At 41.5% G+C, this 25,905-nt stretch carries 23 protein-coding genes; 21 read left to right on the forward strand and 2 right to left on the reverse strand.

Annotation, left to right across the window (positions count from 1 at the left end):
- The first annotated feature begins 251 nt into the window (after positions 1-251).
- The 11 genes from VEB00_06475 (at position 252) to VEB00_06525 (ending at position 10,728) form a co-directional block, all read left to right on the forward strand.
- The gene (locus VEB00_06475; protein ID HYF82655.1) at positions 252-569 is read left to right on the forward strand and encodes a hypothetical protein; all 318 of its coding nucleotides are present in this window, start codon (positions 252-254) and stop codon (positions 567-569) included.
- A 154-nt stretch (positions 570-723) separates the two neighbouring features.
- Positions 724-2,055 carry a hypothetical protein gene (locus tag VEB00_06480; protein HYF82656.1) on the forward strand — a complete coding sequence of 444 codons (1,332 nt, stop codon included), beginning with the start codon at positions 724-726 and terminating at the stop codon, positions 2,053-2,055.
- A gap of 118 nt (positions 2,056-2,173) precedes the next feature.
- Positions 2,174-2,860: a cell division ATP-binding protein FtsE gene (gene ftsE, locus VEB00_06485; protein HYF82657.1), complete on the forward strand. Its 687-nt coding sequence runs from the start codon at positions 2,174-2,176 to the stop codon at positions 2,858-2,860.
- The gene (gene ftsX, locus VEB00_06490) at positions 2,850-3,746 is read left to right on the forward strand and encodes a permease-like cell division protein FtsX (protein HYF82658.1); all 897 of its coding nucleotides are present in this window, start codon (positions 2,850-2,852) and stop codon (positions 3,744-3,746) included. The genes ftsE and ftsX overlap by 11 nt, the downstream gene beginning before the upstream one ends.
- Before the next feature lie 97 nt (positions 3,747-3,843).
- Positions 3,844-4,980, forward strand: a complete 1,137-nt coding sequence (locus VEB00_06495; protein ID HYF82659.1) for a peptidoglycan DD-metalloendopeptidase family protein — start codon at positions 3,844-3,846, stop codon at positions 4,978-4,980.
- Positions 4,981-5,130: 150 nt separating this feature from the next.
- A complete protein-coding gene (locus VEB00_06500) occupies positions 5,131-6,099 on the forward strand; it encodes a metal ABC transporter substrate-binding protein (GenBank protein ID HYF82660.1) in 969 nt (322 codons plus the stop codon).
- Positions 6,100-6,852, forward strand: coding sequence for an ABC transporter ATP-binding protein (locus VEB00_06505; GenBank protein ID HYF82661.1), 753 nt, complete (start codon positions 6,100-6,102; stop codon positions 6,850-6,852). It begins immediately after the preceding gene.
- A gap of 15 nt (positions 6,853-6,867) precedes the next feature.
- The gene (locus VEB00_06510) at positions 6,868-7,677 is read left to right on the forward strand and encodes a metal ABC transporter permease (protein ID HYF82662.1); all 810 of its coding nucleotides are present in this window, start codon (positions 6,868-6,870) and stop codon (positions 7,675-7,677) included.
- 23 nt (positions 7,678-7,700) lie between these two features.
- A complete protein-coding gene (locus tag VEB00_06515; protein ID HYF82663.1) occupies positions 7,701-8,132 on the forward strand; it encodes a Fur family transcriptional regulator in 432 nt (143 codons plus the stop codon).
- Positions 8,133-8,216: 84 nt separating this feature from the next.
- Positions 8,217-9,419: a S41 family peptidase gene (locus VEB00_06520; protein ID HYF82664.1), complete on the forward strand. Its 1,203-nt coding sequence runs from the start codon at positions 8,217-8,219 to the stop codon at positions 9,417-9,419.
- 13 nt (positions 9,420-9,432) lie between these two features.
- The gene (locus VEB00_06525; GenBank protein ID HYF82665.1) at positions 9,433-10,728 is read left to right on the forward strand and encodes a PDZ domain-containing protein; all 1,296 of its coding nucleotides are present in this window, start codon (positions 9,433-9,435) and stop codon (positions 10,726-10,728) included.
- A 154-nt stretch (positions 10,729-10,882) separates the two neighbouring features.
- Here the strand turns inward: VEB00_06525 and VEB00_06530 are convergent, their stop codons facing one another.
- On the reverse strand, positions 10,883-11,065 hold the full coding sequence (locus VEB00_06530) for a hypothetical protein (GenBank protein HYF82666.1): 183 nt from the start codon (positions 11,063-11,065) through the stop codon (positions 10,883-10,885).
- A 224-nt stretch (positions 11,066-11,289) separates the two neighbouring features.
- Between VEB00_06530 and ugpC the strand changes: the two genes are divergently transcribed.
- From ugpC to uvrA, 4 genes are all read left to right on the forward strand, one after another.
- On the forward strand, positions 11,290-12,399 hold the full coding sequence (gene ugpC / locus VEB00_06535; GenBank protein ID HYF82667.1) for a sn-glycerol-3-phosphate ABC transporter ATP-binding protein UgpC: 1,110 nt from the start codon (positions 11,290-11,292) through the stop codon (positions 12,397-12,399).
- A 73-nt stretch (positions 12,400-12,472) separates the two neighbouring features.
- A complete protein-coding gene (locus tag VEB00_06540) occupies positions 12,473-13,474 on the forward strand; it encodes a helix-turn-helix domain-containing protein (protein HYF82668.1) in 1,002 nt (333 codons plus the stop codon).
- Between the two features lie 290 nt (positions 13,475-13,764).
- Positions 13,765-15,747, forward strand: coding sequence for an excinuclease ABC subunit UvrB (gene uvrB / locus VEB00_06545; GenBank protein ID HYF82669.1), 1,983 nt, complete (start codon positions 13,765-13,767; stop codon positions 15,745-15,747).
- 10 nt (positions 15,748-15,757) lie between these two features.
- On the forward strand, positions 15,758-18,598 hold the full coding sequence (uvrA, locus tag VEB00_06550) for an excinuclease ABC subunit UvrA (protein ID HYF82670.1): 2,841 nt from the start codon (positions 15,758-15,760) through the stop codon (positions 18,596-18,598).
- Between the two features lie 34 nt (positions 18,599-18,632).
- On the opposite strand, the gene VEB00_06555 is transcribed toward uvrA, so the two are convergent.
- Positions 18,633-19,208 (reverse strand): hypothetical protein, encoded by a 576-nt coding sequence (locus VEB00_06555; GenBank protein HYF82671.1) that lies wholly within the window; start codon positions 19,206-19,208, stop codon positions 18,633-18,635.
- Between the two features lie 347 nt (positions 19,209-19,555).
- On the opposite strand from VEB00_06555, the gene uvrC reads away from it, so the two are divergent.
- From uvrC to murB, 6 genes are all read left to right on the forward strand, one after another.
- The gene (gene uvrC, locus VEB00_06560) at positions 19,556-21,418 is read left to right on the forward strand and encodes an excinuclease ABC subunit UvrC (protein HYF82672.1); all 1,863 of its coding nucleotides are present in this window, start codon (positions 19,556-19,558) and stop codon (positions 21,416-21,418) included.
- A gap of 159 nt (positions 21,419-21,577) precedes the next feature.
- Positions 21,578-21,835: a PspC domain-containing protein gene (locus VEB00_06565; GenBank protein ID HYF82673.1), complete on the forward strand. Its 258-nt coding sequence runs from the start codon at positions 21,578-21,580 to the stop codon at positions 21,833-21,835.
- Positions 21,836-21,850: 15 nt separating this feature from the next.
- Positions 21,851-22,576, forward strand: a complete 726-nt coding sequence (locus tag VEB00_06570) for a phosphatase (protein ID HYF82674.1) — start codon at positions 21,851-21,853, stop codon at positions 22,574-22,576.
- A gap of 139 nt (positions 22,577-22,715) precedes the next feature.
- Positions 22,716-24,047 carry a sugar ABC transporter substrate-binding protein gene (locus tag VEB00_06575; protein HYF82675.1) on the forward strand — a complete coding sequence of 444 codons (1,332 nt, stop codon included), beginning with the start codon at positions 22,716-22,718 and terminating at the stop codon, positions 24,045-24,047.
- A 210-nt stretch (positions 24,048-24,257) separates the two neighbouring features.
- A complete protein-coding gene (locus tag VEB00_06580; protein HYF82676.1) occupies positions 24,258-24,962 on the forward strand; it encodes a coenzyme F420-0:L-glutamate ligase in 705 nt (234 codons plus the stop codon).
- A 23-nt stretch (positions 24,963-24,985) separates the two neighbouring features.
- A complete protein-coding gene (gene murB / locus VEB00_06585) occupies positions 24,986-25,897 on the forward strand; it encodes a UDP-N-acetylmuramate dehydrogenase (GenBank protein HYF82677.1) in 912 nt (303 codons plus the stop codon).
- Positions 25,898-25,905: the final 8 nt, after the last annotated feature.

Here is a 25,905-nt window from a genome sequence, read left to right on the forward strand (position 1 = left end):
CAGGAGCTACAGCTGGAGATGCTGGAACACCTGCTGGAACTAATGGATCTTACAGCTTTACAGTAACAATTGATAAAGGATTAGGAACCCAAGCAACATCAGTAGAAAAAACAATGACGATTACAGCAACAGCATTTTAGTTTATTGATAAAACGCACCTCCAGTGGTAAGATATGTGTAACGCATTTTTTATTACAAAGGGTGCGTTTTTTATGGTAAGAAATTAGAACGGAAAGGTGGGTGATTCTCTGATGAACTGTGAAAGAAGCAAATCCTGCTGCACGGGAGAGTGTGCAGGACATTGTCAAAATAACGATATTAGCGTGAATGAGATCAGTTTAAACACGATCGTTGAATTGGAAATACACTATAGCGAATCAAAAGAGAAAGACTATATATTTGAAAGCTTATACTCTATAACAAATATTCAAAGAAAAGAATTAAAGCTAACCGGTTTGGAAGGGAACAGATATGATAGTCTTGAATTAATGAAATTGCAGGTCGTTGATAATTCTTCTTGTGATTTATACGAAAATGTTGATGTTTTATATATTAGAGATGATGTTTAATAGAAATCATATTAAAACCCCTGATGAGAAAAATCGGGGGTTTTGTCATTTTTTGAGTTAATTTGTAATGACTAGAAAGCCTTTTAATATTATAATTAAAATATATCCGTTATTAAGGTGTAATTTGCAAAATGCATAGGGGGTGAGGCAGATAATGAAGCAGGTAGTCGACAATCTCAGGGAGCAGGAATTTGTTAATGCGGGTAACGTTGAGACTTTAAGAAAATATATAAGAGTCAAAAACCCCACCAGCTCGGGAGAAGAGATTTCTGCCGTATTTGCCGATGCGCTGCATAAGATCATTGATACACGGATATATCAGTTCGAAGAAAAGCATAGAAAAAAGATAAAAGATGATGTATTGAGAAAGGCCATAAATAAAAAGGAGTTCTCAATAAATGCAGCGGAGGTATTTAGCTCCTGCCTGTCTCTTAAGCTTCATGAGGACAGCTACATAGACAGCTTTACCCTCTGGATAAATCAGAATCAGACTATTCCTGTCTCTGCCCAAAAGGTGGACAAGCTGGTTTCGAGTGTAGAAAAGTTTGAAGAGGAATACATAGAAAATAACCTGGATGACATAGTTTATGAATTCGAAGCAACCTGGGCGGAGGACGAGACGCTGGCCAGCCTTGGGTTAGGAATAGATGAAGTTTTGGAAGGCGCCCTTGAGTTTGAATACCAAGAAACTGTGCCGGAAAATGAAGTCTTAGAATTTAAGGAACAGGAAGCTTCGAACACCAAAAGGTTTGATTTTGGAGTGCTTCTTGAGTTCACCCGCAACCTAGCTCTCTTGGTTTTGAACAATCTGAAATATGTAAGGCCTTCTGTGAAGCTGGCACTTTCTGCAGCGGTGCCCTTGGTAATCATTACCGCTTTTGTTCTCACAAGCCTGTTTGGTGACAACAGGATACATGCGCTGCAGCATCAGGATCAGGGCAAATATGCAGATATAACCGAAGACCAGGTGGACAGGTATATGTCTTTGGAATCAAGGGTGCTGAAAAAACTCGAGGGATTAAAGGTTCAAAAGGACTTGGTGCTGCTTGACGGTCTTCATCAGGGGTTCAAATATGTGAGGGTTGACGAGAGCAAGCTTAAGAAGTGGCTTGATAAAAAGAACTCGATGCTTACAGAGGAGCCATATTTTACAGCTATACTTGCCACCTCAAAAAAATACGATATAAATCCGCTGCTTATGTTTGCTATTGTAGGACAAGAGCAATCCTTTGTCCCCAAAACAGGAGCAGCTGCAAAAAAAATTGCAAATAATCCCTTCAATGTGTATGGCAGCTGGGAGAGCTATAATACGAATATCTATGATTCTTCCAGCCTTGCAGCCGATACAATAATAAAGTCCAGCAGCAATAGGCCGGTATATATGAACACCATCAGATGGATTAATAGAAAATATGCAGAAGACCCGAATTGGTGGAATGGTGTGTCAAAGCTTTTTGCTCAGATGGAAAAGGATATAGCCAATTAAAAATAAACTAGCATTTTAGAAGGATTTCTGGTTGTTTTTGTAGAAGTACAATATGTTCAGGTCGAATTTGCCCGGTATTTGTATTGCTATTTTTCCAAAAGGTAAGGGGTGTGATAGGTTGATACAGCTAAAAAATGTATTTATGGAATTCCAGGATGGGCATAAGGTATTGAACAATATCAATTTAACTATAAACAATGGCGAATTTGTTTTTCTTGTAGGCTCCAGCGGAGCAGGCAAGTCAACTATTATAAAACTGCTGCTCAAGGAGATCGAGCCTTCATCGGGCAGTATAATTGTAAATGACAAGGATATTACAAAGTACAGAAGAAAAGAGATTCCTTTTCACAGGAGAAATATTGGAGTGGTTTTTCAGGACTTTAAACTGCTGCTGGAAAAGAATGTGTATGAGAATGTGGCTTTTGCTATGGAAGTCATTGAAGCTCCTCCAAAAGAGATAAGACGTCAGGTGCCTATTGTCCTTAGCATGGTTGGCCTGAGCAGGAAGGCCGGGCTTTATCCTCACCAGCTTTCGGGGGGGGAACAGCAGAGAGTATCCTTGGCTAGAGCAATGGTTAATAGTCCATCAATTCTTATTGCAGATGAGCCTACTGGAAACCTGGATCCGGAAATGTCCTGGGATATTATGAAAACACTAAGTGAGATAAACCAACGAGGGACTACCATACTGATGGCTACCCACGCCAGTGATATAGTGAATGGGATGAAGAAACGAGTAGTCGCAGTAGAAAATGGTGCGATTATCAGGGATGAAAAGCGAGGTGGGTACGGCGGTGAAGCTTAGAACAGGTAAGTTTTTTATCAGAGAAGGGCTTTCAAGCCTTAAGAGAAACAGAACGATGAGTGCTGCGGCAATAACCTCAGTAGTAGCAGCGCTCTTAGTTATAGGAATATTCTTGGTTATAGTGCTCAATATAGATTTTGCAGCTACTAAGCTGGAATCACAGATTGAGATGATGGTATATCTGAACGACGGACTGAGTGAGAACATTATAGATACTATGAATACTGAGATTAAATCAATAAACGGAGTAAAATCTGCAGAGTTCATATCCAAAGCTGTAGCACTTAAGAATTTGGAGAAAAAATGGGGCGATAACTCCTATCTGCTGGAGGGCCTGGATGGTGACAATCCGCTTCCGGATGCTTTCCTCATTACCCTGTCAGATCCAAATAAGGCATCCAGCGTAGCAATGTCGGTATCAGCAATTTCAAATATTGAAAAAGTAGTATATGGCAAGGAGGAGCTTGCAAAGCTCTTGAGTACAACCTATGTGTTGAGAATGAGCAGTGTTGTGATAATACTCATACTCCTGTTCATTTCAATATTCATAATAGCGAACACCATAAAGCTCACCCTATATGCCAGAAGGCGTGAGATAGGGATAATGAAATACGTAGGTGCCACAGACTGGTTTGTAAGGATGCCATTTATCATTGAAGGGATAATGGTGGGCATAATTGGAGCCATAGCAGCCACTGCTATACTTGGAGGCGCCTACTTTTACTGTTCCAACCTTGTAAAAAACCAGATGATAGGCTTTATGTCCATATCCCTTATGCCTTTTAATCAGATTATAACAAGCATGATGGTGCTTTTGATAACTGTCGGTATAATAATCGGCGCAGCAGGAAGCCTTATTTCGGTAAGAAAGTTTATTAAAGTTTAGGCCCCTTCCAGGCGCAGCCTGTCAGCATTGAAGCTGCGCTTCAATGAATGGGCAAATTAAGGAATGTCTTAATAAATTAAAACTAGGAGGGGTAGAGTTGAAAAAAAGAATAGTTGCATTCTTACTAGCACTTATGCTTTCAATACCCTTTGCTAATGTTTATGCAAAGAGCCCTACTGAAGTTGACAAGCTTAAGCAGGAGCAGGATAAGCTGAATAGTCAGATACAGCAGACCCAAAAAACCATTAACGAGGTAAAGAAGGAGAAGAAAAATGTATCAAAGGCTATAGAAGACCTGGATCATAAGCTTAATCAAGCTGAGGATGAGCTTTCCAATGTCGAAAGCACGCTTTCCCAACTAGAGAATCAGATTGCAGTTACAACAAGGGAGCTTGAAAGAGCCTCTAGTGATGCCGGTAGTCAGAAGGAACTCTTGAAAAAGAGAGTAAGAGTCATGTATGAAAACGGAAACGTTGGATATATGTCGGTAATATTGAACTCCACGAGCTTCTCGGATTTTATATCCAGACTAGATTTTCTCAAAAAGATTATCAACTTTGATATGAATCTGTTAAGTAAAATGAAAAGTCACCGTGATTCGGTTGCAGATAAAAGAAATCAGCTGGGATCAGAGCTGAAGGAAAAAGAAAGGCTTAAGAATCAGATAGGCGAGAAAAAGGAGCAGGTTGCGACAGCTAAGGAGGATAGAGAGAAGACACTTAAGGACCTTACCAAAGACTTGAAAGAGCTGGAGCGACAAGAGGACAAGCTCTTGGCACAATCCGCCGAGATTGGGAAGAAGATAGTCTCACTGCAGTCCTCCAACAAATATATAGGAGGAAAGATAGGCTGGCCCGCACCGGGCTATTCCAGGATCACATCTCCTTATGGCTACAGGACTCACCCAATACTTAAGAAGAAAAAGCTGCACACGGGAATAGACATTGCAGTTCCAAGCGGCTCAACCATAGTTGCCGCAAACGCAGGAAAGGTCATATACTCAGGATATTATGGAGGCTATGGCAATACTGTAATCATAGACCATGGCGGTAAAATATCTACGCTGTATGCTCATAACAGCAAGCTTCTTGTAAAGGTTGGAGATGAGGTTGAAAAGGGCAAAGCGATAACAAAATCCGGCAGCACAGGCCTTTCAACAGGACCACACCTTCACTTTGAGGTAAGAGAAAACGGGCAGCATGTAGATCCAATGAAGTATTTGACAGGCAAGTAGGGGCGATTCACGAATCGCCCGTCCTATACAGGGTAGAGATTAAAAATACACCAATTTGGTGTATTTTTTTTATCCTTTGAATAATTGACATGACATAAGACAATATTATACAATGTAAATGCAAATTGTTTGCAAAAAGGGGAAGGATGAATGAAAAAGGTAAAAACAGCATTAATCGTTTTACTACTGCTTAGTATGGTGCTGTCGGGCTGTGCAGGAGCTAGTGAAAAGCCTATAGACCGAAGTAATCAGAACGAGACAGATAAAGGCCGGATGAAAATATATGCCAGCTTTTACCCCATGTATTTTCTCGCGAGTGAGATAGCCGGGGATAAGGCAGAGGTAATATCCATGGTGCCTGCGGGAGCGGAACCCCATGATTGGGAGCCTAGCCCCAGGATGGTAATAGAGCTCAGTAAGGCTGACATGCTTATATATAACGGTGTGGGAATGGAGCCTTGGATTGATAAAATACTGCCCAATATCAACAGCGGTAAAACGAAAATAGTTGATGCCAGCGTAGGTATTGAACTCCTTAAATCTGAGAAACACGAGGAAGAGGAAGTACAAAATGGGGAAGACCACGAACATGGTATCTACGACCCTCATATATGGGTGAGTCCAAAAAGAGCGATGCAGCAGGCTCAGACCATTTGTCAGGCAATTGTGGAGATTGACCCTGAAAACTCTGAATATTATAGGAAGAATATGGCTGAACTGGATTCGAAGCTCGCTAAGCTGGATAAAGATATCAGTGATGCCTCCAAGTCTTTTAAGAGTAATGTGATTGTTGTTTCCCATGAAGCCTTCGGATACTTTGCAAAGGACTATAGGCTGGAGCAGATTGCTATCACGGGAATCAATCCTCAGGCAGAGATCAGTTCTTCAAAGATGATAGAGCTCACCAGGGTTTGCAAGGAAAAGAATGTCGAATACATATTCTTTGAAAAGCTTACAAGCCCCAAGCTCTCTGAAACCTTAGCAGGGGAAGTGGGCGCAGGAACGCTGGTGCTCAATGATGCTGCAGGCTTGAACGAAGAAGATATTAAGTCTGGGAAGGACTATATTACAGTTATGTACGAGAATTTAGAAAACTTGAAAAAGGCGTTGGGTGATTAAATGGGAGCAGATATTATAAAAATTGAGAACATAAGCTTCGGGTATGGCAGAATTAATGTGCTGGATGGAGTAAGTACTACCATCAAAGACGGAGATTTTTTGGGAATAGTAGGCCCCAATGGTTCGGGTAAAAGTACGCTGCTTAAGATTTTTCTGGGATTGCTAAAACCTCAGAAAGGGACTATAAAGGTTTTTGATACTGATATCAATAAATTCAACCAATGGGGCAAGATTGGATATATACCACAGAAAGCCACTTCCTTCAACCAAGGCTTTCCGGCAACTGTAGAGGAAGTGGTCTCGGCTAATCTTTATCCTATGGTAGGTTTGGCAGGGCGTACGGGTAAAATCCACCGGGAGAAGGTGGATGAAGCACTTCGGACTGTGGATATGCTGGAGTTTAAGAAAAGGATTATAGGAAGGCTTTCCGGAGGCCAGCAGCAGAGGGTATTCATAGCTAAATCCCTGGTCAGCAATCCACGGGTAATATTTATGGATGAACCTACAGTCGGAATAGACCAGAAATCAGAGGAAAGCTTTTATGAGCTGATGGATTCTCTGAATAAAAACAGAGGAATTACGTTGGTAATTGTTACTCATGATATAGGCGCTATTGATAAGAGAGTCAACAGGGTATTGTGCTTATCCGAGGGAAAACTTCTTGAGCATGACTGTGCAATAAATCAAGGTGCAGATATATTCAAAGAAGCCTATGAAAATCACAACAGGGCTCAAATAACTCACAGACATTAGGCGGGGGTAAGATATATGTTAGAATTGCTTAGTTTTGAATTCATGCAGAGGGCTTTTGCAGCGGGGCTCTTGGTAGCAGTGATATGTCCGCTTATTGGAACCTTTGTTGTTATGAGAAGGTTGTCCATGATAGGCGATACACTTTCCCACGCATCTCTTGCCGGTATTGCCGCAGGTATGCTTGGAGGATTTTATCCTTTGTGGGGGGCACTGATTTTTTCTTTGGCTGCTGCTATAGGTGTTGAGCAATTGAGAAAACGCTTTTCGCAATATGCGGAGCTTTCAATATCCATAGTGCTTTCGGCGAGCATAGGTCTGGCTGTTGTGTTAATCAGTCTTGCCAAATCCTTTAATGCAGATTTGCTAAGCTATCTGTTCGGCAGCATAATTGCGGTCACTATGCTTGATATATACACAATACTAGGTTTAAGTATCATCATACTGGTTTCGGTATGGCTGCTTTATAAGGAATTTTTCTATATGGCCTTTGATGAGGAGGGGGCGGAGCTTGCAGGAATACCTGTATCAACGCTGAATATATATTTTACAGCACTCACAGCCATGACAATTGTGGTTTCCATGAGGGTTGTCGGAATACTTATGGTATCCTCACTTATGGTTGTCCCCGTAGCCTGCAGCTTATTGATATCCAAAAGCTTTAAAAATACGATTTTCTTATCGGTGGTTTTTGCATTAATATCTGTGGTCGTAGGACTTTTTACATCCTACTATTTTGACCTTGCACCTGGAGGCTCTATCGTATTAACCTCTGTATTTATACTGCTTATTGTTTTGACTGTTAAAAAAATATTCAGAATGCAGTGATCATGAAACAAGGAAGTGTAGAAATGAAAGATTTGAGCAGGATTGAAGAGATGCTTAGAGGTAAGGGTTATAAGCTAACTGAGCAGAGAAGGCTTATTATTGAGGTTTTTAATGAAAGTCAGAGACATTATACTGCACAGGAGATATTTGATCTTGTGAGGGAAAAATTGAAGGGGATTAATTTTTCCACCATTTACAGGAACCTTGAATTATTAAGCTCATTGGAGATAATAAGCAAGCTGCACCTGGAAAGCGGTATAAGCCATTATGAGCTTTGTGGACTGGCGCACCACCACCATATAATTTGCAAGGAATGCGGAGCGATGAAGGAAATTGATATTTGCCCTTATGCAAGCCTTGGGGAGGAGCAGCTAACGTCTATAGGCTTCAGAGCTACCGACCATAAATTCGAGATTTATGGCTACTGCAGCAAATGTAGTCTGACAAAGGAGTAAATTCAAATAGTGGTTTTGGATACTATATATAAGGTAATAGTAATATAATATACAGATTTAGATAAATTTTATGAGGTGAAATTGATGATAAGTAAAAGGACAGCATTTTTGTGGGCAATAATATTAGTAATTGTTACAGCTTTCAGCACCTTTATCGCTGCGAATACGGTCGCTATAAGTATGGGGAACAAAGTAGTAATAGCAAAGGAAGATTTTCAAACGGTTAAAAGCATGGATAAGCTTTTGGGGCTTAAGGAATATATCAAGGGCAACTATGTTGAAGGAGCAGATGATGATAAGCTTATAGAGGGCGCAATCAAAGGAATGTTCGAATCCCTGAGCGACCCATATTCTGTGTATATGACCAAAGATGAATTCAAGAATTTCAATGAGTCTACCAAAGGCTCCTATGGTGGCATCGGAGTTATTGTCACCAGAAGTGAGGATGGTTATGTGACGGTTGTTGCTCCGATAGAGGATACTCCCGGAGAAAGAGCCGGACTTAAAACCAATGATAAGATTATAAAGGTTGATGATAAGGATATAATCGGGATTGAGTTGGAGGCAGCAGTTACTCTGATGAAGGGTAAAAAAGGCTCTCCGGTCACTTTGACTGTAATGAGGGATGACATAAAAGAACCTCAGGTGTTTAAGATAACAAGAGAAGAAATCATACTGAAAACAGTAAAAAGCAATATGATGGATAATAATGTCGGTTACATAAGGATAAGCATGTTCGATGAGGATACCGGCGGCGAGTTCAAGAAGGCTTTAACTGCTCTTGAGGAAAAGAAGATGAAGAGCTTGGTAATAGATTTGAGGCAGAATCCGGGAGGCTTCATAAATCAATGCGTTGAGGTAGCTGATGAACTGCTGGATGAGGGTTTAATAGTTTATACAGAGGATAAGAGTAAGAAAAGGGAAGATTACAAGTCCAAGAGCGGTAAGATTGATGTGCCCTTTGTTATTCTAATAGATGAGGGGAGCGCCAGTGCATCTGAAATAGTGTCCGGAGCAGTAAAGGATAGGAAAGCAGGGCTTTTGATAGGTACAAAGAGCTTTGGCAAAGGTTTGGTCCAATCAATTGAACAGCTGAAGGACGGCTCAGGTATGAAGCTCACTACTCAGAAGTATTATACTCCCAACGGCATAAGCATCAATAAGATAGGAATACAGCCTGATATAGAGGTTAAAGCATTAGAGACAAGATCTGGTCAGAAGCCTGAGGAGGTAAAGGACGTACAGCTTGAAAGAGCTATAGAGGAGCTGCTCAAACAGACAAGGTGATTCGAGGTGCTTTATGGTTACAATTCTTAAGATTGCCGGATTGGTATTCGAACAATTCGGCAATCTCTTGTTAGATGAGTTTTTCTGGATAATAATACTGGTTTTGATAGCAATATACAGGAAAAATGCTGGGATTGAGACAAGAATGCTGGGTACCAGCTATCCTATATTTTATAAAGTGTCGAGTTCTGTGCTGGTTGGGTTGGCTGGAGGACTTTTAGGCAGTCTTATTGTGATTCTTCTAGGTATCAGTATAGTGGATTATACAAGTGCAGGAGAAGGTTCACTAACGGATGCTATCACATATATCTGGATAATTGCTATCCTGCTTGCTGTGATAAACCCAAGATATTTGTGCTTTTCCTATGCCGGAGGCTTGGTAGCACTCTCAAACCTGATATTCGGCTTTCCGTCAGTAAATGTTCCAGGGCTGCTGGCACTTATCGGCGTACTCCATCTGGTTGAGAGCTTCTTAATCTGGCTGGACGGTTATACCTATTCTGTGCCTTTGTTCCTGAAAAGGCAGAAAGGGGATACGGTCGGGGGTTATGTCATGAATAAGGTATGGCCGATTCCTCTGGTAGTGTTTGCAGTTATGTTTGGCGGTGAAGGAGGCAGAATAAGCCTTGCCGAAATTATTGACATGCCATCTTGGTGGCCTTTTCTGAAGCATTCTGCAGCAGGAGGAATAAGGGACTTGGTATATATACCCCTTGTGGTGCCTGTTGTGCTGGGATATGGAGATATGGCAATAACAAAAATGCCTGACAGAAAGTGCAGAAGCTCTGCTGTTAGGCTGGCAGGCTACAGTCTGATACTTATTATACTTTCTATAATTGCTTCAAAGGTTAGAATATTTGCTTATGCAGCTGCTGTATTTGCTCCTCTCGCTCATGAAATGCTCATTATATATGGAGCAAAGGAGGAAGAGGAGGGAGAACCTTATTTTGCAAGCAAGGAGAACGGTATAAAAGTACTTTATGTGCAGAAGGACTCTATTGCAGACAAAATGAACATAAGGCCGGGTGATACGATACTTAGAATCAACGGCATATCTGTATACAGCGAAAAGCATCTTACAGAGTTATTGAGCAGCTACCCCACTTTTATATGGCTTGATATTAAGAAGCCAGCAGGAAGTGTGATTACAGCAGAACATATGAATTATAGAACTGGAATCGGAAGCTTAGGGGCTCTTATAGTTCCTGGTAATACTGATTTCTATTATGAGATGAGCACAGGCAGTTCAGTAGCAAAGCGGCTGCTGCGGAGACTGAAAAGAAAACATAAAAGGGATATTGATGTATAATTACTGTTACGCGTTTCGAGTTACGCGTATTAGGACAGGGCTTTGCAGGAAAAAATGGTTACGGATAACACGGGATACACGGATGTTTCACGGAATGACACGGTATGGTTTATATTTTTTGCCGTGTGTTCAGTGGATTTCAGTGTCTTCGGTGTTACACGTGGTTTTTGGGATCTCTTCTGTTTTCAATTGAATAGTCCAGAAGCTCGCAGAAGGCATTTCGGTTTCTAATATTAGCTGTTTCAAAGCATTTGAAGACATCTATATACTCATTCTCTTTTTCACTTTCGCTTTTCTCAAGTGGATTCTTATCACCTTCAATGGGTTTTCCTTCCATAACTATACCTCGCTTTATATTTGTATATTTGGATAGCACATTTCCTGAATAGTGCATGTTAATATTTATCAATTGCTACAAAAATATAAATATACATTCATTATTTCTCCTAATGGAATTAGTATTCCCATTATTCTATACTTATATTAGCAATAACAACGGCAGGTTTTAAATTCTGTATTATTTGATATTATTAATTTTTGTTAGAGGGGAGCGGAATTCTAATGGCAAATCTATCCTTAAGACATGTAAAAAAGGTTTATCCTGGAAATGTGACAGCAGTTAAAGATTTCAGCGTGGAAATCGAGCATAAGGAGTTTATTGTTCTTGTTGGACCATCAGGCTGTGGAAAGACAACAACCTTGAGAATGATAGCGGGACTTGAGGAGATTTCTGAAGGTGAGCTGTATATTGGTGACAAGCTGGTAAATGATGTTGCACCTAAAGACAGGGACATAGCAATGGTTTTCCAGAACTATGCACTTTATCCGCATATGACTGTTTATGAGAACATGGCCTTTGGTCTGAAGCTTAAGAAGGTTCCCAAGGCTGAGATAGACGAGAGAGTTAAAAAGGCTGCAACACTCCTTGAAATAGAGTCTCTGCTTGACAGAAGACCTAAAGCATTGTCAGGCGGGCAGAGGCAAAGGGTTGCCCTTGGAAGAGCAATGGTTAGAGAACCTAAAGTATTTCTCATGGATGAACCTCTTTCAAACCTTGATGCAAAGCTGAGGGTTCAGATGAGAACAGAGATATCAAAGCTTCATAAGAGACTGAATACCACCTTCATATATGTAACCCATGACCAGACTGAAGCCATGACAATGGGAACAAGAATAGTAATAATGAAGGATGGTGACATCCAACAGATAGACAGCCCGCAGAATGCATATGACAAGCCGACCAATCTTTTCGTTGCAGGCTTCATAGGCAGCCCGCAGATGAATATTTTCCGCGGTACTGTTGTCGAAGAAGGCGGTAAAGTTGCAATAAAGCTTACTGATGGCACTGTACTGGGCTTGACTGCTGAAGTGGCAGCAAAGCTTAAGGATAATGGCTATGTAACCAAGGAAGTGTATGCTGGAATCAGACCTGAGCATTTGCATGAAGCAGAGATAGATCCTCTAACAAATGATTACTCTACTATTACTGGTAAGATTGAAGTTGCTGAGCTTATGGGTTCAGAGACATATCTGTATTTCACAAAGTGCGATAAGCAGGTTATTGCCAGAGTTGATGCAAAGACAAAAAAGAGATCCGGGGATACTGTAGAACTGCAGCTGCATTGGGATAAAATACACTTGTTTGATGTGGAGACTGAGAAAGCAATATAAAAAAACATTAAAATATGATAAAATGTAAGCGAATGGCAAAACCATTCGCTTATACTTTAATTGAGGTAAGAATATGGCTGACATGAGGATACTGCTTGAACAGGCGGCAGAAATAACAAATAAGAGAATAGCTGTTATAATGCAGAATGAGAGTATAGTTTATCCAGAGGGTTCTGCCCTGGGCATAACCTATGAAGAGGCATGCAAAGAAGCAGGAAAAAACTATAAAGGCTGCAATATATATAGGTTAGATGTTGGTGGAAACAAACATTTTGTATGTATCAGCTCGGACAAGTACTATGAATCAGAAACCACCAATTTGGTAATGCTGCTTTTGGGTGCAGCAACAGAAAGCGATGGTTCTACTGCGACATTCCTAAAGAAAGCGGTAGAAGGCAAATATGATGAAGCTGAGCTTGCAAAGCTGGAAGAGAATTTGAAGTCCTATTTGCCGGGATATATGCTGCTCGTTGATGATTTTGGGGATTATAAGAATGAGGTTCTTGAAATCCTGATAAACACAATGGATATTAGAGCAAGACTCGAATATGGCAATAGGATAATCGCTGTTGCTAATGAGGAAAATATTATTGAAGCGTGCAGCAGCTTCGTAAAGAACGTATTGAGCGAACTATTGATTGAATGTAAGGTAGTTTTAGGTGGAAGCGCAGTTTGTGCAAAAGAGCTGCAAGGGATGTACGGTAACTGCATAGAGGCATTATGCCTGAAGCAAATATACGGCTTGGGGGACAGCGTCCTGGATTACGAGGGCATGTATGGCTACAGGATAGCACACAATCTGGATCCAAAGCTTAAGGAATTCATAAGCAGGAGAGTATTCACACCTGAATTCAAGGAGATGCTGAACGGGGAGCTGGGAATTACTATAGAAGAGTTTTTTAAGAATAACCTGAATCTTACAGATACAGCTGCAAAGCTATATATTCACAGGAACACTCTGCTTTACAGACTTGACAAGATAAATAAAAGCACAGGCTTTGATATTAAGAAGTTTGAGGACAGCTGGCTTTTCAAGCTGGCATGGATGATACATAAGGAGAAAAGAAAAGAATAATAAGATTCTTCGTAAACTCAGAATGACATAGGTAAAGCATAAACCATGCCGTGTGATTCCGTGGAACATCCGTGTATTCAGTGTTATCCCGAACTCTGTTGTTAAGAGGCTTCACTAGAAGCCTTTTTTATATTCGCTGTTGACAGCAAAAGATATAAATTATAAAATAGTTACGAACAGGTGTTCTAATTATTTTACATAAATTAGTGAAAATATATAAATATTGCATTTATGTATACTAGAAACTAGTGTGGTATAATTCTAATGTATCCTTAAAAGAAGGTGTTAAAATGGATAGGTTTAAGCTTGTATCAGATTACGTGCCTACGGGGGACCAGCCAGAGGCAATTGAAAAGCTGACAAAAGGAATATTGGCAGGAGACAGGTATCAGACGCTGCTCGGGGTAACAGGCTCGGGAAAAACCTTTACTGTTGCCAATGTCATCGAGAAGGTTCAGAAACCCACTCTTGTGCTGGCACACAATAAAACTCTGGCAGCTCAATTATGCGAAGAGTTTAAAGAATTCTTCCCCGATAATTGTGTAGAATACTTTGTCAGCTACTACGATTATTACCAGCCGGAAGCTTATGTTGCTCGTTCTGATACTTATATAGAAAAAGAAGCGGATATAAATGATGAGATTGATAAGCTGAGACACTCAGCGACAGCTGCGTTGTTTGAAAGAAAAGATGTTATAATTGTTGCCAGCGTTTCCTGCATATACGGCCTTGGAGATCCTGAGGATTACAGGTCTCTTGTGCTTTCCTTGAGAAAGGGTATGGTCAAGGATAGGGACGAGGTACTTAGAAAGCTCATTGATATCCAATATGACAGAAACGATATAAATTTTGTGAGGGGTACCTTTAGGGTAAGAGGAGATATAGTAGATATTTTCCCAGCTGCATCCTCAGATAAAGCAATCAGGGTTGAGTATTTCGGAGACGAAATCGAAAGAATCCTTGAGATAGATTCATTAACGGGCAATATCATAGGCGAGAGGCAGCATGCTTACATATACCCAGCTTCCCACTTCGCCACCACCCAAGCCAAGCTGGAGGCTGCAATCAATACAATAGAGATAGAACTGGAGCAGCGGGTAAAGGAATTGAAGGAGCAGGACAAACTGGTGGAAGCCCAGAGACTTTTGCAAAGAACCAATTATGATATTGAGATGATGAAGGAAGTAGGCTACTGCTCCGGAATAGAGAACTATTCAAGACATATCAGCGGCAGACCACCGGGAAGTGCGCCCTTCACGCTATTGGACTTTTTCCCTGAGGATTACCTTCTGGTAGTTGATGAATCACATGTTTCAATACCTCAGGTCAGAGGCATGTACTTTGGAGACAGAGCGAGGAAAGAGTCCCTTGTTGATTATGGCTTCAGACTGCCTTCTGCTTTTGATAACAGGCCATTGAATTTTGAAGAGTTTGAGCAGCGGCTTAATCAAGTGCTCTATATAAGTGCCACACCGGCTAAGTATGAGCTTGAGCGAAGCGCTCGTGTGGCGGAACAGATTATAAGGCCTACCGGACTGGTGGACCCTGAGATAGAAGTGAAGCCTGTAAAGGGACAGATAGATCATCTCATAGGGGAAGTACATGAAAGGGTTCAGAAGAACCAAAGAATTCTTGTTACTACTCTTACGAAAAAGATGGCAGAGGATTTAACCGCATATATGAAGGAATTGGATATCAGAGTACGATACCTGCATTCGGATATTCTTACCATGGAGAGAATGAAGATACTCAGAAGTCTTAGGTTGGGTGAGTTTGATGTACTTGTTGGCATAAACCTCCTAAGGGAGGGATTGGACCTTCCGGAAGTATCGCTGGTTGCTATATTGGATGCAGATAAAGAAGGATTTTTAAGGTCGGAGACCTCTCTAATCCAGACAATCGGCAGAGCAGCGAGGAATGTGGATGGAAAGGTAATGATGTATGCTGATAAAATTACCGAATCCATGAAGAAGGCTATAAGTGAAACCAACAGAAGAAGAAGAATACAGATAGATTATAATGAAGAGCATGGAATCGAGCCTCAGACCATAAGAAAGGCGATACATGATGTCATCGAAGCCACTACTGTTGCAGAAGAGTCTGCAAAGTACGGTGTGAAGGATGATATAGAACATTTGAGGAAAGAGGATATAGTAAGACTTATATCTGCTTTAGAAGAAGAGATGAAGGACTGTGCAAGAGCTATGCAGTATGAACGGGCTGCTGAGCTTAGAGACAAAATAGTTGAGCTGAGACAGAAGGTTAAGAAATAAGGGGTGTATGATGGCTAAGGATAAAATCATTATTAAGGGTGCCAGAGAGCATAACCTTAAAAACATAGATATAGAAATACCAAGGGACAAGTTTGTCGTAGTGACAGGCTTAAGCGGCTCCGGTAAGTCTTCACTTGCTTTTGACACAATATATGCGGAGGGACAGAGGCGCTATGTGGAGTCTCTTTCCGCCTATGCAAGGCAGTTCCTGGGGCAGATGGAGAAGCCCGATGTGGATTATATAGAGGGTCTGTCTCCGGCCATATCCATAGATCAGAAGACTACCAACAGGAATCCTCGTTCCACGGTGGGTACTGTAACAGAAATATATGACTATCTTAGACTTCTTTTTGCAAGGATAGGGACACCTCACTGCCATGTGTGCGGCAAAGAAATAACTCAGCAGACAGTGGATCAGATGGTTGATTATATTAAAACTCTTGAGCCGGGAACGAAGGTACAGCTCATGGCCCCTGTTATCAGAGGGAAGAAGGGGGAGCACCAGAAGCTTCTGGAGGATATAAAAAAGAGCGGATATGTAAGGGCGAGAATTGACGGTGAGACTATGGATCTTAATGAGGAAGTCAAGCTGGAAAAGAATAAAAAGCATACTATTGAAGTAATTGTTGACAGAGTAGTAGTAAAGGAAGGCGCCAGTAAAAGGCTGACCGATTCTTTGGAGACAGTCCTGAAGCTTTCCGGAGGTACAGCACTTATTGATATAGTAGGTAAAGAGGAAAGACTGTTCAGCCAGAACTTCGCATGTGTAGAATGTGGAATAAGCATAGAGGATCCCGCCCCAAGGATGTTCTCCTTCAACAGTCCCTTCGGGAAATGCCCTGTATGTGACGGTTTGGGGGAGCTCCGCAGGATAGACCCCGATCTTGTAATACCTGACAGGACAAAATCAATAGCTGAGGGAGCCATAGAGCCTTGGAGGAATTTTGACGAAGATACCTGGTATTACAATATATTAGATGCAGCGTCCAGACACTATGGTTTTAGCATGGACTCTCCTGTCTGTGAATTGGATGAAAAGATTGTAGACATGTTGTTAAACGGCAACGGCGGAGAAAAGATAAAAGTAAGGTATGAGAGGGAGTACGGCAAGGGAGAAGTGATGGTGTCCATTGAGGGGGTCGTGAACAACCTTGATAGACGCTACAAGGAGACCAAGTCTGATTACATGAGGAATGAAATAGAAAAATACATGTCTTCCATACCTTGTCCCGATTGTAAGGGGACCAGGCTCAGGAAAGAAAGTCTTGCGATTAAGATAGGCGGTCTTTCAATTGCTGAGGTATGTGATATGTCTATTTATAAAATAAAGGACTTTTTTGATCAGGTTCAGCTCTCGGAAAAACACAAGTTAATATCCAAGTTGGTTTTAAAAGAAGTAAGGGATCGTCTGGAGTTCCTTCTAAATGTGGGCTTGGAGTATCTTACACTTTCCCGTACGGCAGGAACCTTGTCAGGGGGAGAGGCTCAGAGAATAAGGCTTGCAACACAAATAGGCTCAAGTCTTGTCGGAGTATTGTATATACTTGACGAACCCAGTATAGGGCTTCATCAGAGGGATAACGACAAGCTTCTGAAAACGCTCCGCAATCTTACGAACCTGGGAAATACTCTGCTGGTAGTAGAGCATGACGAGGATACAATGCATGCAGCAGATTATATTATAGATATGGGGCCGGGGGCTGGAGTCCACGGAGGCGAGGTTGTAGCAGCAGGATCTCTCGACACTATATTAGCCTGTGAAGAATCCATCACAGGACAGTATCTGAGTGGTAAAAAAGTAATCCCTGTACCTGAGAAGCGGAGAAAACCCAATGGCAAATGGCTTGAAATAAAAGGGGCTAATGAGAATAACCTTAAGAACCTGGATGTCAAAATACCCTTGGGAGTTTTTACCTGTGTAACGGGGGTATCCGGTTCTGGAAAAAGCACTCTGGTCAATGAGATACTGTATAAAGAGCTTGCACATAGGCTATACAGATCGAGGCAGAAGGCGGGAGAGCATAAAAGCATAAAAGGATTGGAGCATATTGACAAGGTTATCGACATAGACCAATCACCTATAGGAAGAACACCCAGGTCTAACCCTGCTACCTATACGGGGGTCTTTGATATTATAAGAGAAGTGTTCTCCTCAACTCCTGAGGCAAAAATGAGAGGCTACAAGAACGGCAGGTTCAGCTTCAATGTAAGAGGTGGAAGGTGTGAGGCCTGTAAGGGTGACGGAATCATTAAGATTGAGATGCAGTTCTTACCAGATGTGTATGTTCCATGCGAGGTATGCAAGGGCAAGAGATATAACAGGGAGACACTGGAGGTAAGGTATAAGGGAAAGAATATTTCTGATGTACTGGACATGACAGTGGAGGATGCCCTTGGATTCTTTGAGAATATACCAAGAGTGCAGAAAAAGATTCAGACCTTGTATGATGTAGGCTTAGGATATGTTAAGCTGGGGCAGCCTTCGACAGAGTTGTCCGGTGGAGAAGCTCAGAGGATAAAGCTGGCCTATGAGCTTTCAAAAAGAAGCACGGGTAAGACGGTGTATATTTTGGATGAGCCTACCACAGGCCTTCATATTGCGGATATACACAAGCTGCTTGGAATACTTGACAGACTTGTGGATGCAGGCAACAGCATCATTGTAATAGAACATAACCTGGATGTGATAAAAAGGTCAGATTATATTATAGACCTTGGCCCGGAAGGCGGAGACAGAGGTGGTACAATTATAGGACAAGGTACCCCTGAGGATATATGCAAAATTGATGCTTCATACACCGGACACTTCCTGACGAAGATACTTGACAGGGATAAAGGCAGGTTCGAGTAAAAGCTAAAAAAAGACCCTTATGGGTCTTTTCCTTTTAATATCTTCTTTCGGGTATCTTCTTTGAAACCAATAGTCCTTTTATCTGCTTAACTTCATCTTCACTGCATTCCAATGCAATGACTCCCATATCGTAAGTCTGGTATAAAAGCACCTTGCTGCTTAGGGCCAAGTAGTTCTCTATTCTTTCGAAGGGGTACCAGCCTACTGCATTGGAATAGCTGAAGGGGATGGAAAGCTCCAGCCTGAAGTCTATACCGTTTATTGCAAAGCCTTTATCAGTTACATAGGCTTTGAGAGTTCTGCTGTTAATCAGGAAAAGTACTTCAATAATGAGTGCGAAAACAGCCAAGTAAGCTATAGACCAAAGGTTTTCTGCGGTAACCTCGCGTTTCCTTACCATTGGCATGAAGATTGCGATAATGGGAAGAGCCAATATTATAAGTCTGTCACGCATTTCAAAGGACTTTGCAGGAAGGGCCTTTATAATATTCAAGGCTTTCATGCGGTTTTTTGTATACAAATACTTCATAAATGCCTGGGAATACATTGCTGTAATATAGGCTGCGATATAAAGCAGGGCTGCAAGCAGAGCGGCATTTGGAGAATCCAATATCACCTCCGGGGCGATTATTGTATTAATAAGGATAAAAAATAACAGGAAAGTAAAAAGGGATACTATAAAAATAATTGTTTTCATTGTATTGCTCATATATTTTCCTCACTTCTATATATTTTGCGGAATATTTTGGCTTTGATATGAATTTTATCCATATACAGTATAAATTATATCAAATCTTTATTAAAAAGCAATTTAATGTATAATATAAATAAGTGCTAAAGTACTTACTGGTTACGAGTTGCGTGTTACGAGAACCCGAGTGGGACTTCGAAGAATTTACTCAATTCGCGTAACCCGAAACACGAAACGCGAAACCAGATGTTTGGAGGAATAATCCCATGTTATCTTTGGACGATAAGCTTAAGAATCTCCCGGAGAACCCCGGGGTATATATAATGCTCGATGAATATAATGAAATAATATATGTCGGCAAGGCAATAAACCTGAAGAACAGAGTAAGACAGTACTTCCAATCCTCAAAGAACCAGCATCCCAAGGTTGCCGCCATGGTTGAGAGAATAACGGATCTGGAATACATTATAACCGACTCAGAGCTAGAGGCGCTTATACTGGAGTGTAATCTCATAAAAAAACATCGTCCTAAATACAATATCATGCTTAAAGATGATAAGCACTACCCGTATATAAAAATGACAATAAACGAGGAATACCCCAGATTGCTTATTGTGAGGGAGATTAAGAAGGACGGGGCAAAATATTTTGGGCCTTATACCGATGTCACTGCTGTAAACAGAACCATTGAACTTATGAAAAGCTTATTTCCTATAAGATACTGCAACAAAAACATCAGCAAGATAATGGGCAAGGAGAGACCTTGTCTCAATTACCACATAAAGAAATGCGTTGCTCCATGCCAGGGGAATGTCAGCAAAGAACAATACAGGGAACTGATTGACTCAATGATAATGATGCTGGAAGGTAAGCAGGAGGAGGTTTTGAAGCGGCTGGAAAAGAAAATGCACGAAGCGGCTGAGGACCTGGATTTTGAAAAGGCGGCTGAAATCAGGGATAATATGAACTCTCTGATAAAGATAGCTGAAAAGCAGAAAATCATATCCTCTGCACCGGTTGACCAAGATATTATAGCCTTTGCAGTGGATCAATCAGAGTCCTGCATACAGGTTTTCTTTGTTAGAGGTGGAAAGCTTATCGGAAGAGAGCATTTCATTATTGAGGATACCAAGCTGAGCGATTCCAAGGAGATATTGAGCAGCTTCATAAAACAGTTCTATGAATCGGATACCCTTATACCGAAGGAAATAATTCTCCAGGAAGAGATTGATGAATTAAGCATCATAGAACGTTGGCTGAGCGATAAAAGAGGAGGCCGCGTCAAGCTGATCGTACCGCAGAGGGGAGAAAAGCAGAAGCTTATTGAAATGGTAAGCAAGAATGCGGAGGACACCTTAAGACTCATTGTAGAAAAGCAGAAAAGCGATGAAGAGAGGACAATGGGGGCTTGCAAAGAACTGAAGGATATACTGGGACTCGCAGATATTCCGGTGCGGATTGAAGCTTTTGATATTTCGCACCTTCAGGGAGTCCTGAATGTCGGGTCCATGATAGTTTTTGAAAAGGGCAAACCCAACAACAGGAACTACAGACGATTCAGGATAAAATCCGTGGAAGGTGCAAATGATTATGAGAGCATGCGAGAAATAATGGAGAGAAGATTTATCCACGGCATCAAGGAGAGGGATGAGCTGACTGCAGAAGGCAAGGACTTGGAGCTAGGCAAATTTTCAGTATTCCCGGACCTTATTATGCTGGATGGAGGTTTAGGGCAGATAAATGCTGTATTGCCGGTGATTAAGGAGTATGCGTCCAGCATACCTGTGTGTGGAATGGTTAAGGATGACAAGCACAGAACCAGGGGGCTGATTTATGGTGGCGAAGAAATCGCAATACCCATTAATTCCAAGGCTTTCAGGCTTATAACCAATATTCAGGATGAAGCTCACAGATTTGCAATTAACTATCATAAGAGCTTAAGGAGCAAAACAATTGTAGAATCGGCATTGGATGGCATACCTGGAATAGGGCCTGCCAGAAGAACAGCGCTTCTGAAGCATTTTGGCAGTCTGAAAAATATTAAGAGGGCTGCTTTGGAAGAAATAAGTGAAGTTGAGGGCATGAACAAAAAAACAGCAGAAGTTGTATTTAATTTTTTTAAATCATAAGACTTTTTTAAAAATGTTCCGTATTATATATAGAACGCAACAAAATGAAGATAATATGTCCCTTCCAGGCAAAGTATTGCCTGTCAGCATTGAAGCTGCGCATAAATGAATGGACATATTAAGGAATGTTTTAACAAATTAAAACTAGGAGGTAAAAAGATGTATAAAAAATTATATAAATCCAGAACAGTCAAAACAATAGCAGGTGTATGCGGAGGTTTAGAGGAATATTTCAATATTGATGTTACTATAATAAGACTTGTTTGGGTTGCGCTTACAATTGCTACAGGTATATTTCCCGGGGTATTCGCTTATGTGGCTGCAGCACTTATAATCCCTGATGAGCCTGTCGGATATAGCAAGGACTATAGCTCAAGCCAGAACCCGGAATACAAGATTGATAAAGACGAGCAATAAGAAGAGGGTGTTTTGTTGAAGTTCTTAGTGGATACTCATTGTCATACCATATCAAGTGGTCATGCATACAGCACAATCTCAGAAGTTGCTGAAACGGCGGGAGAAAAAGGTTTGAAGCTTATAGCAATGACCGATCACGGACCTGCCATGCCGGGAGGTCCTTCAATATTACATATAGGCAACTTGAGGATTATACCTGATTATATCAAAGGTGTAAGAGTACTTAAGGGTGTAGAGGCCAATATTATGGATTTTGACGGCGGTCTTGATTTGCCTGAAAAATACTTGAAAAACCTGGAGATAGTCATTGCCTCCTTCCATGATGTGTGTATAGCTCCGGGAAGTGTGGAGGAGAATACAAGGGCACTTATCGGGGCAATGAAAAACCCCAATGTGAATATCATAGCGCATCCGGGTAACCCCTATTATCCCATTGACATAGACAGGCTTATACAGTGTGCTTACGATACTGGAACATTAATAGAAATAAACAACAGTTCCTTTATAGGAAGCCGCTTGGGAAGTGCTGAAAACTGCAGAAGCATAGCAGCCAAAGCTAAGGAAAAGGGTATTAAATTGGTAGCAGGCAGCGATTGTCACATTTGCTACGATGTAGGGAAATTCAATAAGGTTGAAGAGATATTCGAAGATATTGGGATGCCGGAAGAGCTTGTCATAAACACTGACCCTCAGAAGCTTATTGACTATCTGAATAAAAATGGCAGAAAGGTAAGTTTATAGTTTACGGGGTTGCGGGGTTACGAGGTTCCGGGGAGTAGGGAGCGCATTGCATGCGTTCCGCAGTAAGGGCGACCATTGCCGTAATATTCATACACAAACCGAATATACATAGAGTAAAAGCCAGTTTGGAGGGATACAAATGACCTTTAAAAGAGCCTTTACTCTTTTTTTATGCGCTATTTTAGCAGTTTATATATTTGCAGGGCCATCTTTGCTGGAACGGATGAAAAGCGATTATAAGAAAAGTCTGGAGCCAATACATAAAAATACAGAATGGACAGGTGTAATAACCTTATGGGACTACCCCAGGCTTGATATAAGAAATGGAACCCGTTTCAGCTGGATTAAGAGCAAGATCAGGCAGTTTGAGAAGCAGAACCCGGGAGTGTATATTGAATTCCGGGAGTTGGACTGGAAGGACGGTCCTACCTTTCTGAAGGCTGCTGCAAAGACCGGAGCAAATCCTGATATTGCCCCAATAGGCAGTGATTATTTTTTCATGTCCAAGGGGTACTTGGAGGAACTGGACAGTTTCATAAGCCTTGCGGAAAAGGCTGACATCATAGACAGCATACTTGATACCGCAACCTATAATGGTAAAATCTATGGAATACCCTGGATGATGACAGGCTATACGATGCTTCTGAATACAGATAAATTTAATGAGAGAAATATCAGTCTTCCGGAAAACGGGGAATGGACCTATGAGCAGTTCGTAGAAGCTTTAAAACAGCTTACCTATGACAGCAGCGGCAGGGGCAAACCTAATGTATTCGGCTTCAACTCCTTTGTGGAGCCCGGCTATTATAACACCTTCGGGTTGATAATGAGCGACGGTGCGCAAATAATAGATGAAGCAACAGGAAAGTATATCTTCAACACCCCGGAGGCCTTGTCAGGACTCACTAAGCTGTGTGACCTCAAATTCAAATATAAAGTTACCCATCCTGGCTTTGGAACCATGAACGAAAACCAAGCCTGGTCCACGTTTTTGAATGGAGAAGCGGCGGTTTATATAGGAGGTTCCTGGACTGTACCGCTGCTCAGAAATTCTCAGGACAGCAGCGGAATAAGCTTTGCGGTAGCTAAGTATCCTGCCGGGAAGTCAGATGTACCTTTGTCGATAAGCTCGACGACATGCTCATATGCTGTTTTTAAGCAGAAGGAGGCCGGGAAAAGGAAGGTTTGTACTGATTTTATAAAATTCATCACCGCTGCAGAGACACAAAGCGAATTGGCCAATTTCGGGTATTTTCCGGTCAGAAAATCAGGGAAACATCTGTACGAAAATGACAAAGAGTTGTATACTATACAGCAGAGCTTATATTTTGCTGAACAGCTGCCAAAAGTGAATAACTGGAGTGAAATCGACCTTATATTGCAGACTAAGATAAAAGAAGCACTGCAGGGGGATATTAGCCCGGAGCAAGCTCTGAAGGATGCCGAAAGGCTAATTGAACAACGCAGATGACTTGTTCTAGGTATTCTTATAGGGATGGTTACGAGTTACGAGTTACTAGTTGCGCGCATGAAAGAAAGGCTTCGAAGAAATTGCTTGAATCGCGTAACACGAAACGCGTAACAACATACATTGTCTATGTGTTTTAGTATTGAATAAAACATCTAAATATGGACACATTTCAACTAGTGAATAATACAAAAGCAAGCGGAGGAGAGTTGTATGACTGAGGTTAAGAGCACAAAGAAAGAAAAGAAACCGATAATCGAATATAATGGAAAGAAGTACATAAGGATACCGGTAAAGACACACGTGATAACCAGGGAAGACAGCATTGTCGACGTTGTGAAAAAATATGCCCAGGAAACTGTAAAGGAAAAGGATATAGTATTTATCAGCGAAAAGGCGGTTGCAATTACACAGGGCAGGGCTTATCCCATGAGCGAGATTAAACCAAGGCCATTGGCAAAGCTCCTCTCAAAATATGTAACAAAGACTCCCTCGGGTATTGGTCTTGGAATACCGGAGACTATGGAAATGGCACTGAGAGAATGCGGCGTACTGAGAATTATTTTTGCTGCAGTTGTTAGCTTTTTAGGAAAGCTAATCGGGCGCAAAGGGGACTTCTACAGGGTAGCCGGCTACAAAGCTTCTTCAATAGACGGTCCTACGCCTAATACATTGCCGCCGTATAACAAATATGTTGTACTTGGACCGGCAAACCCGGACGAAATAGCAAAAAAGATAAGCGAGGGCATAAAAGCAGAAGTTGCAATAGTGGATATTAACGATTTAGGCGGGAATATTCTAGGAACCTCAAAACCGACCATGGATAGGAAAGCTTTAGTTGGAATACTGAGGGATAACCCTTTGGGGCAGGGCAGTGAGCAGACACCTATGGGGATAATAAGAAGCGCTGCAGAATAGATATGAAAGGGGACAGCAGAGTAATGCAGAATTGCTGTAGAAGCTATGCTTCAGTAAAACTTGATATAGACAACATATTATATAATGAGCCTATGAAGAATCATACCTCTTTCAAACTGGGGGGGCCTGCAGACATATTCATTGAGCCTGATAACATCGAAGAGTTGTCTAAAGCGATAAAAAGCTTGAAAGACCGCTCCATACCATATTATATAATAGGTAATGGAAGCAATCTTCTGGTATCTGACAAAGGTCTCAGATGTGCAATAGTAAAGATAGGCGAGAAGTTTGGAAGTGCAGATATTGATGGAGATAGGGTAATAGCAGAGTGCGGTATTTTGCTTTCTACTTTATCCAAAATGGCAGCTAAGAGCAACCTTACCGGCATGGAGTTTGCCAGCGGCATTCCAGGAGCTCTGGGAGGAGCAGTTACTATGAATGCAGGAGCTTACGGCGGTGAAATGAAGGACATAGTAGAGTGGGTGGAAGTTTTGGATCAGGACCTCCAGTTGAAAAGGCTGAAAAACACTGAAATGGAGTTTGGATACAGGAAAAGCGTAGTAGAACCCAGAAAATATATAGTCATAAGGTGCTGCTTAAGGTTGAAAAAAGGGAATCCCGATGAGATTAACAGCATAATGGCAGACCTTACCGAAAAGAGGAGAACCAAGCAGCCGTTGCACCTGCCAAGCGCAGGGAGCACCTTCAAGAGACCGGAGGGTTACTTTGCCGGCAAGCTCATAGACGATGCAGGCCTAAGAGGTTTTTCCATGGGTGGAGCACAGGTATCGACATTGCACTGCGGCTTTGTGGTGAATAATGGTGGTGCAACAGCACAGGATGTATATAATCTTATAAGGCATGTACAGAAAACTGTAAATGAGAAGTTCAATGTGAAAATTGAACCGGAAGTAAAAATATTAGGCGAGTTTTAATGAAGGCG

It is taken from the genome of Clostridia bacterium, from assembly GCA_035628995.1.
Classification (GTDB): Bacteria; Bacillota; Clostridia; order Lutisporales; family Lutisporaceae; genus BRH-c25.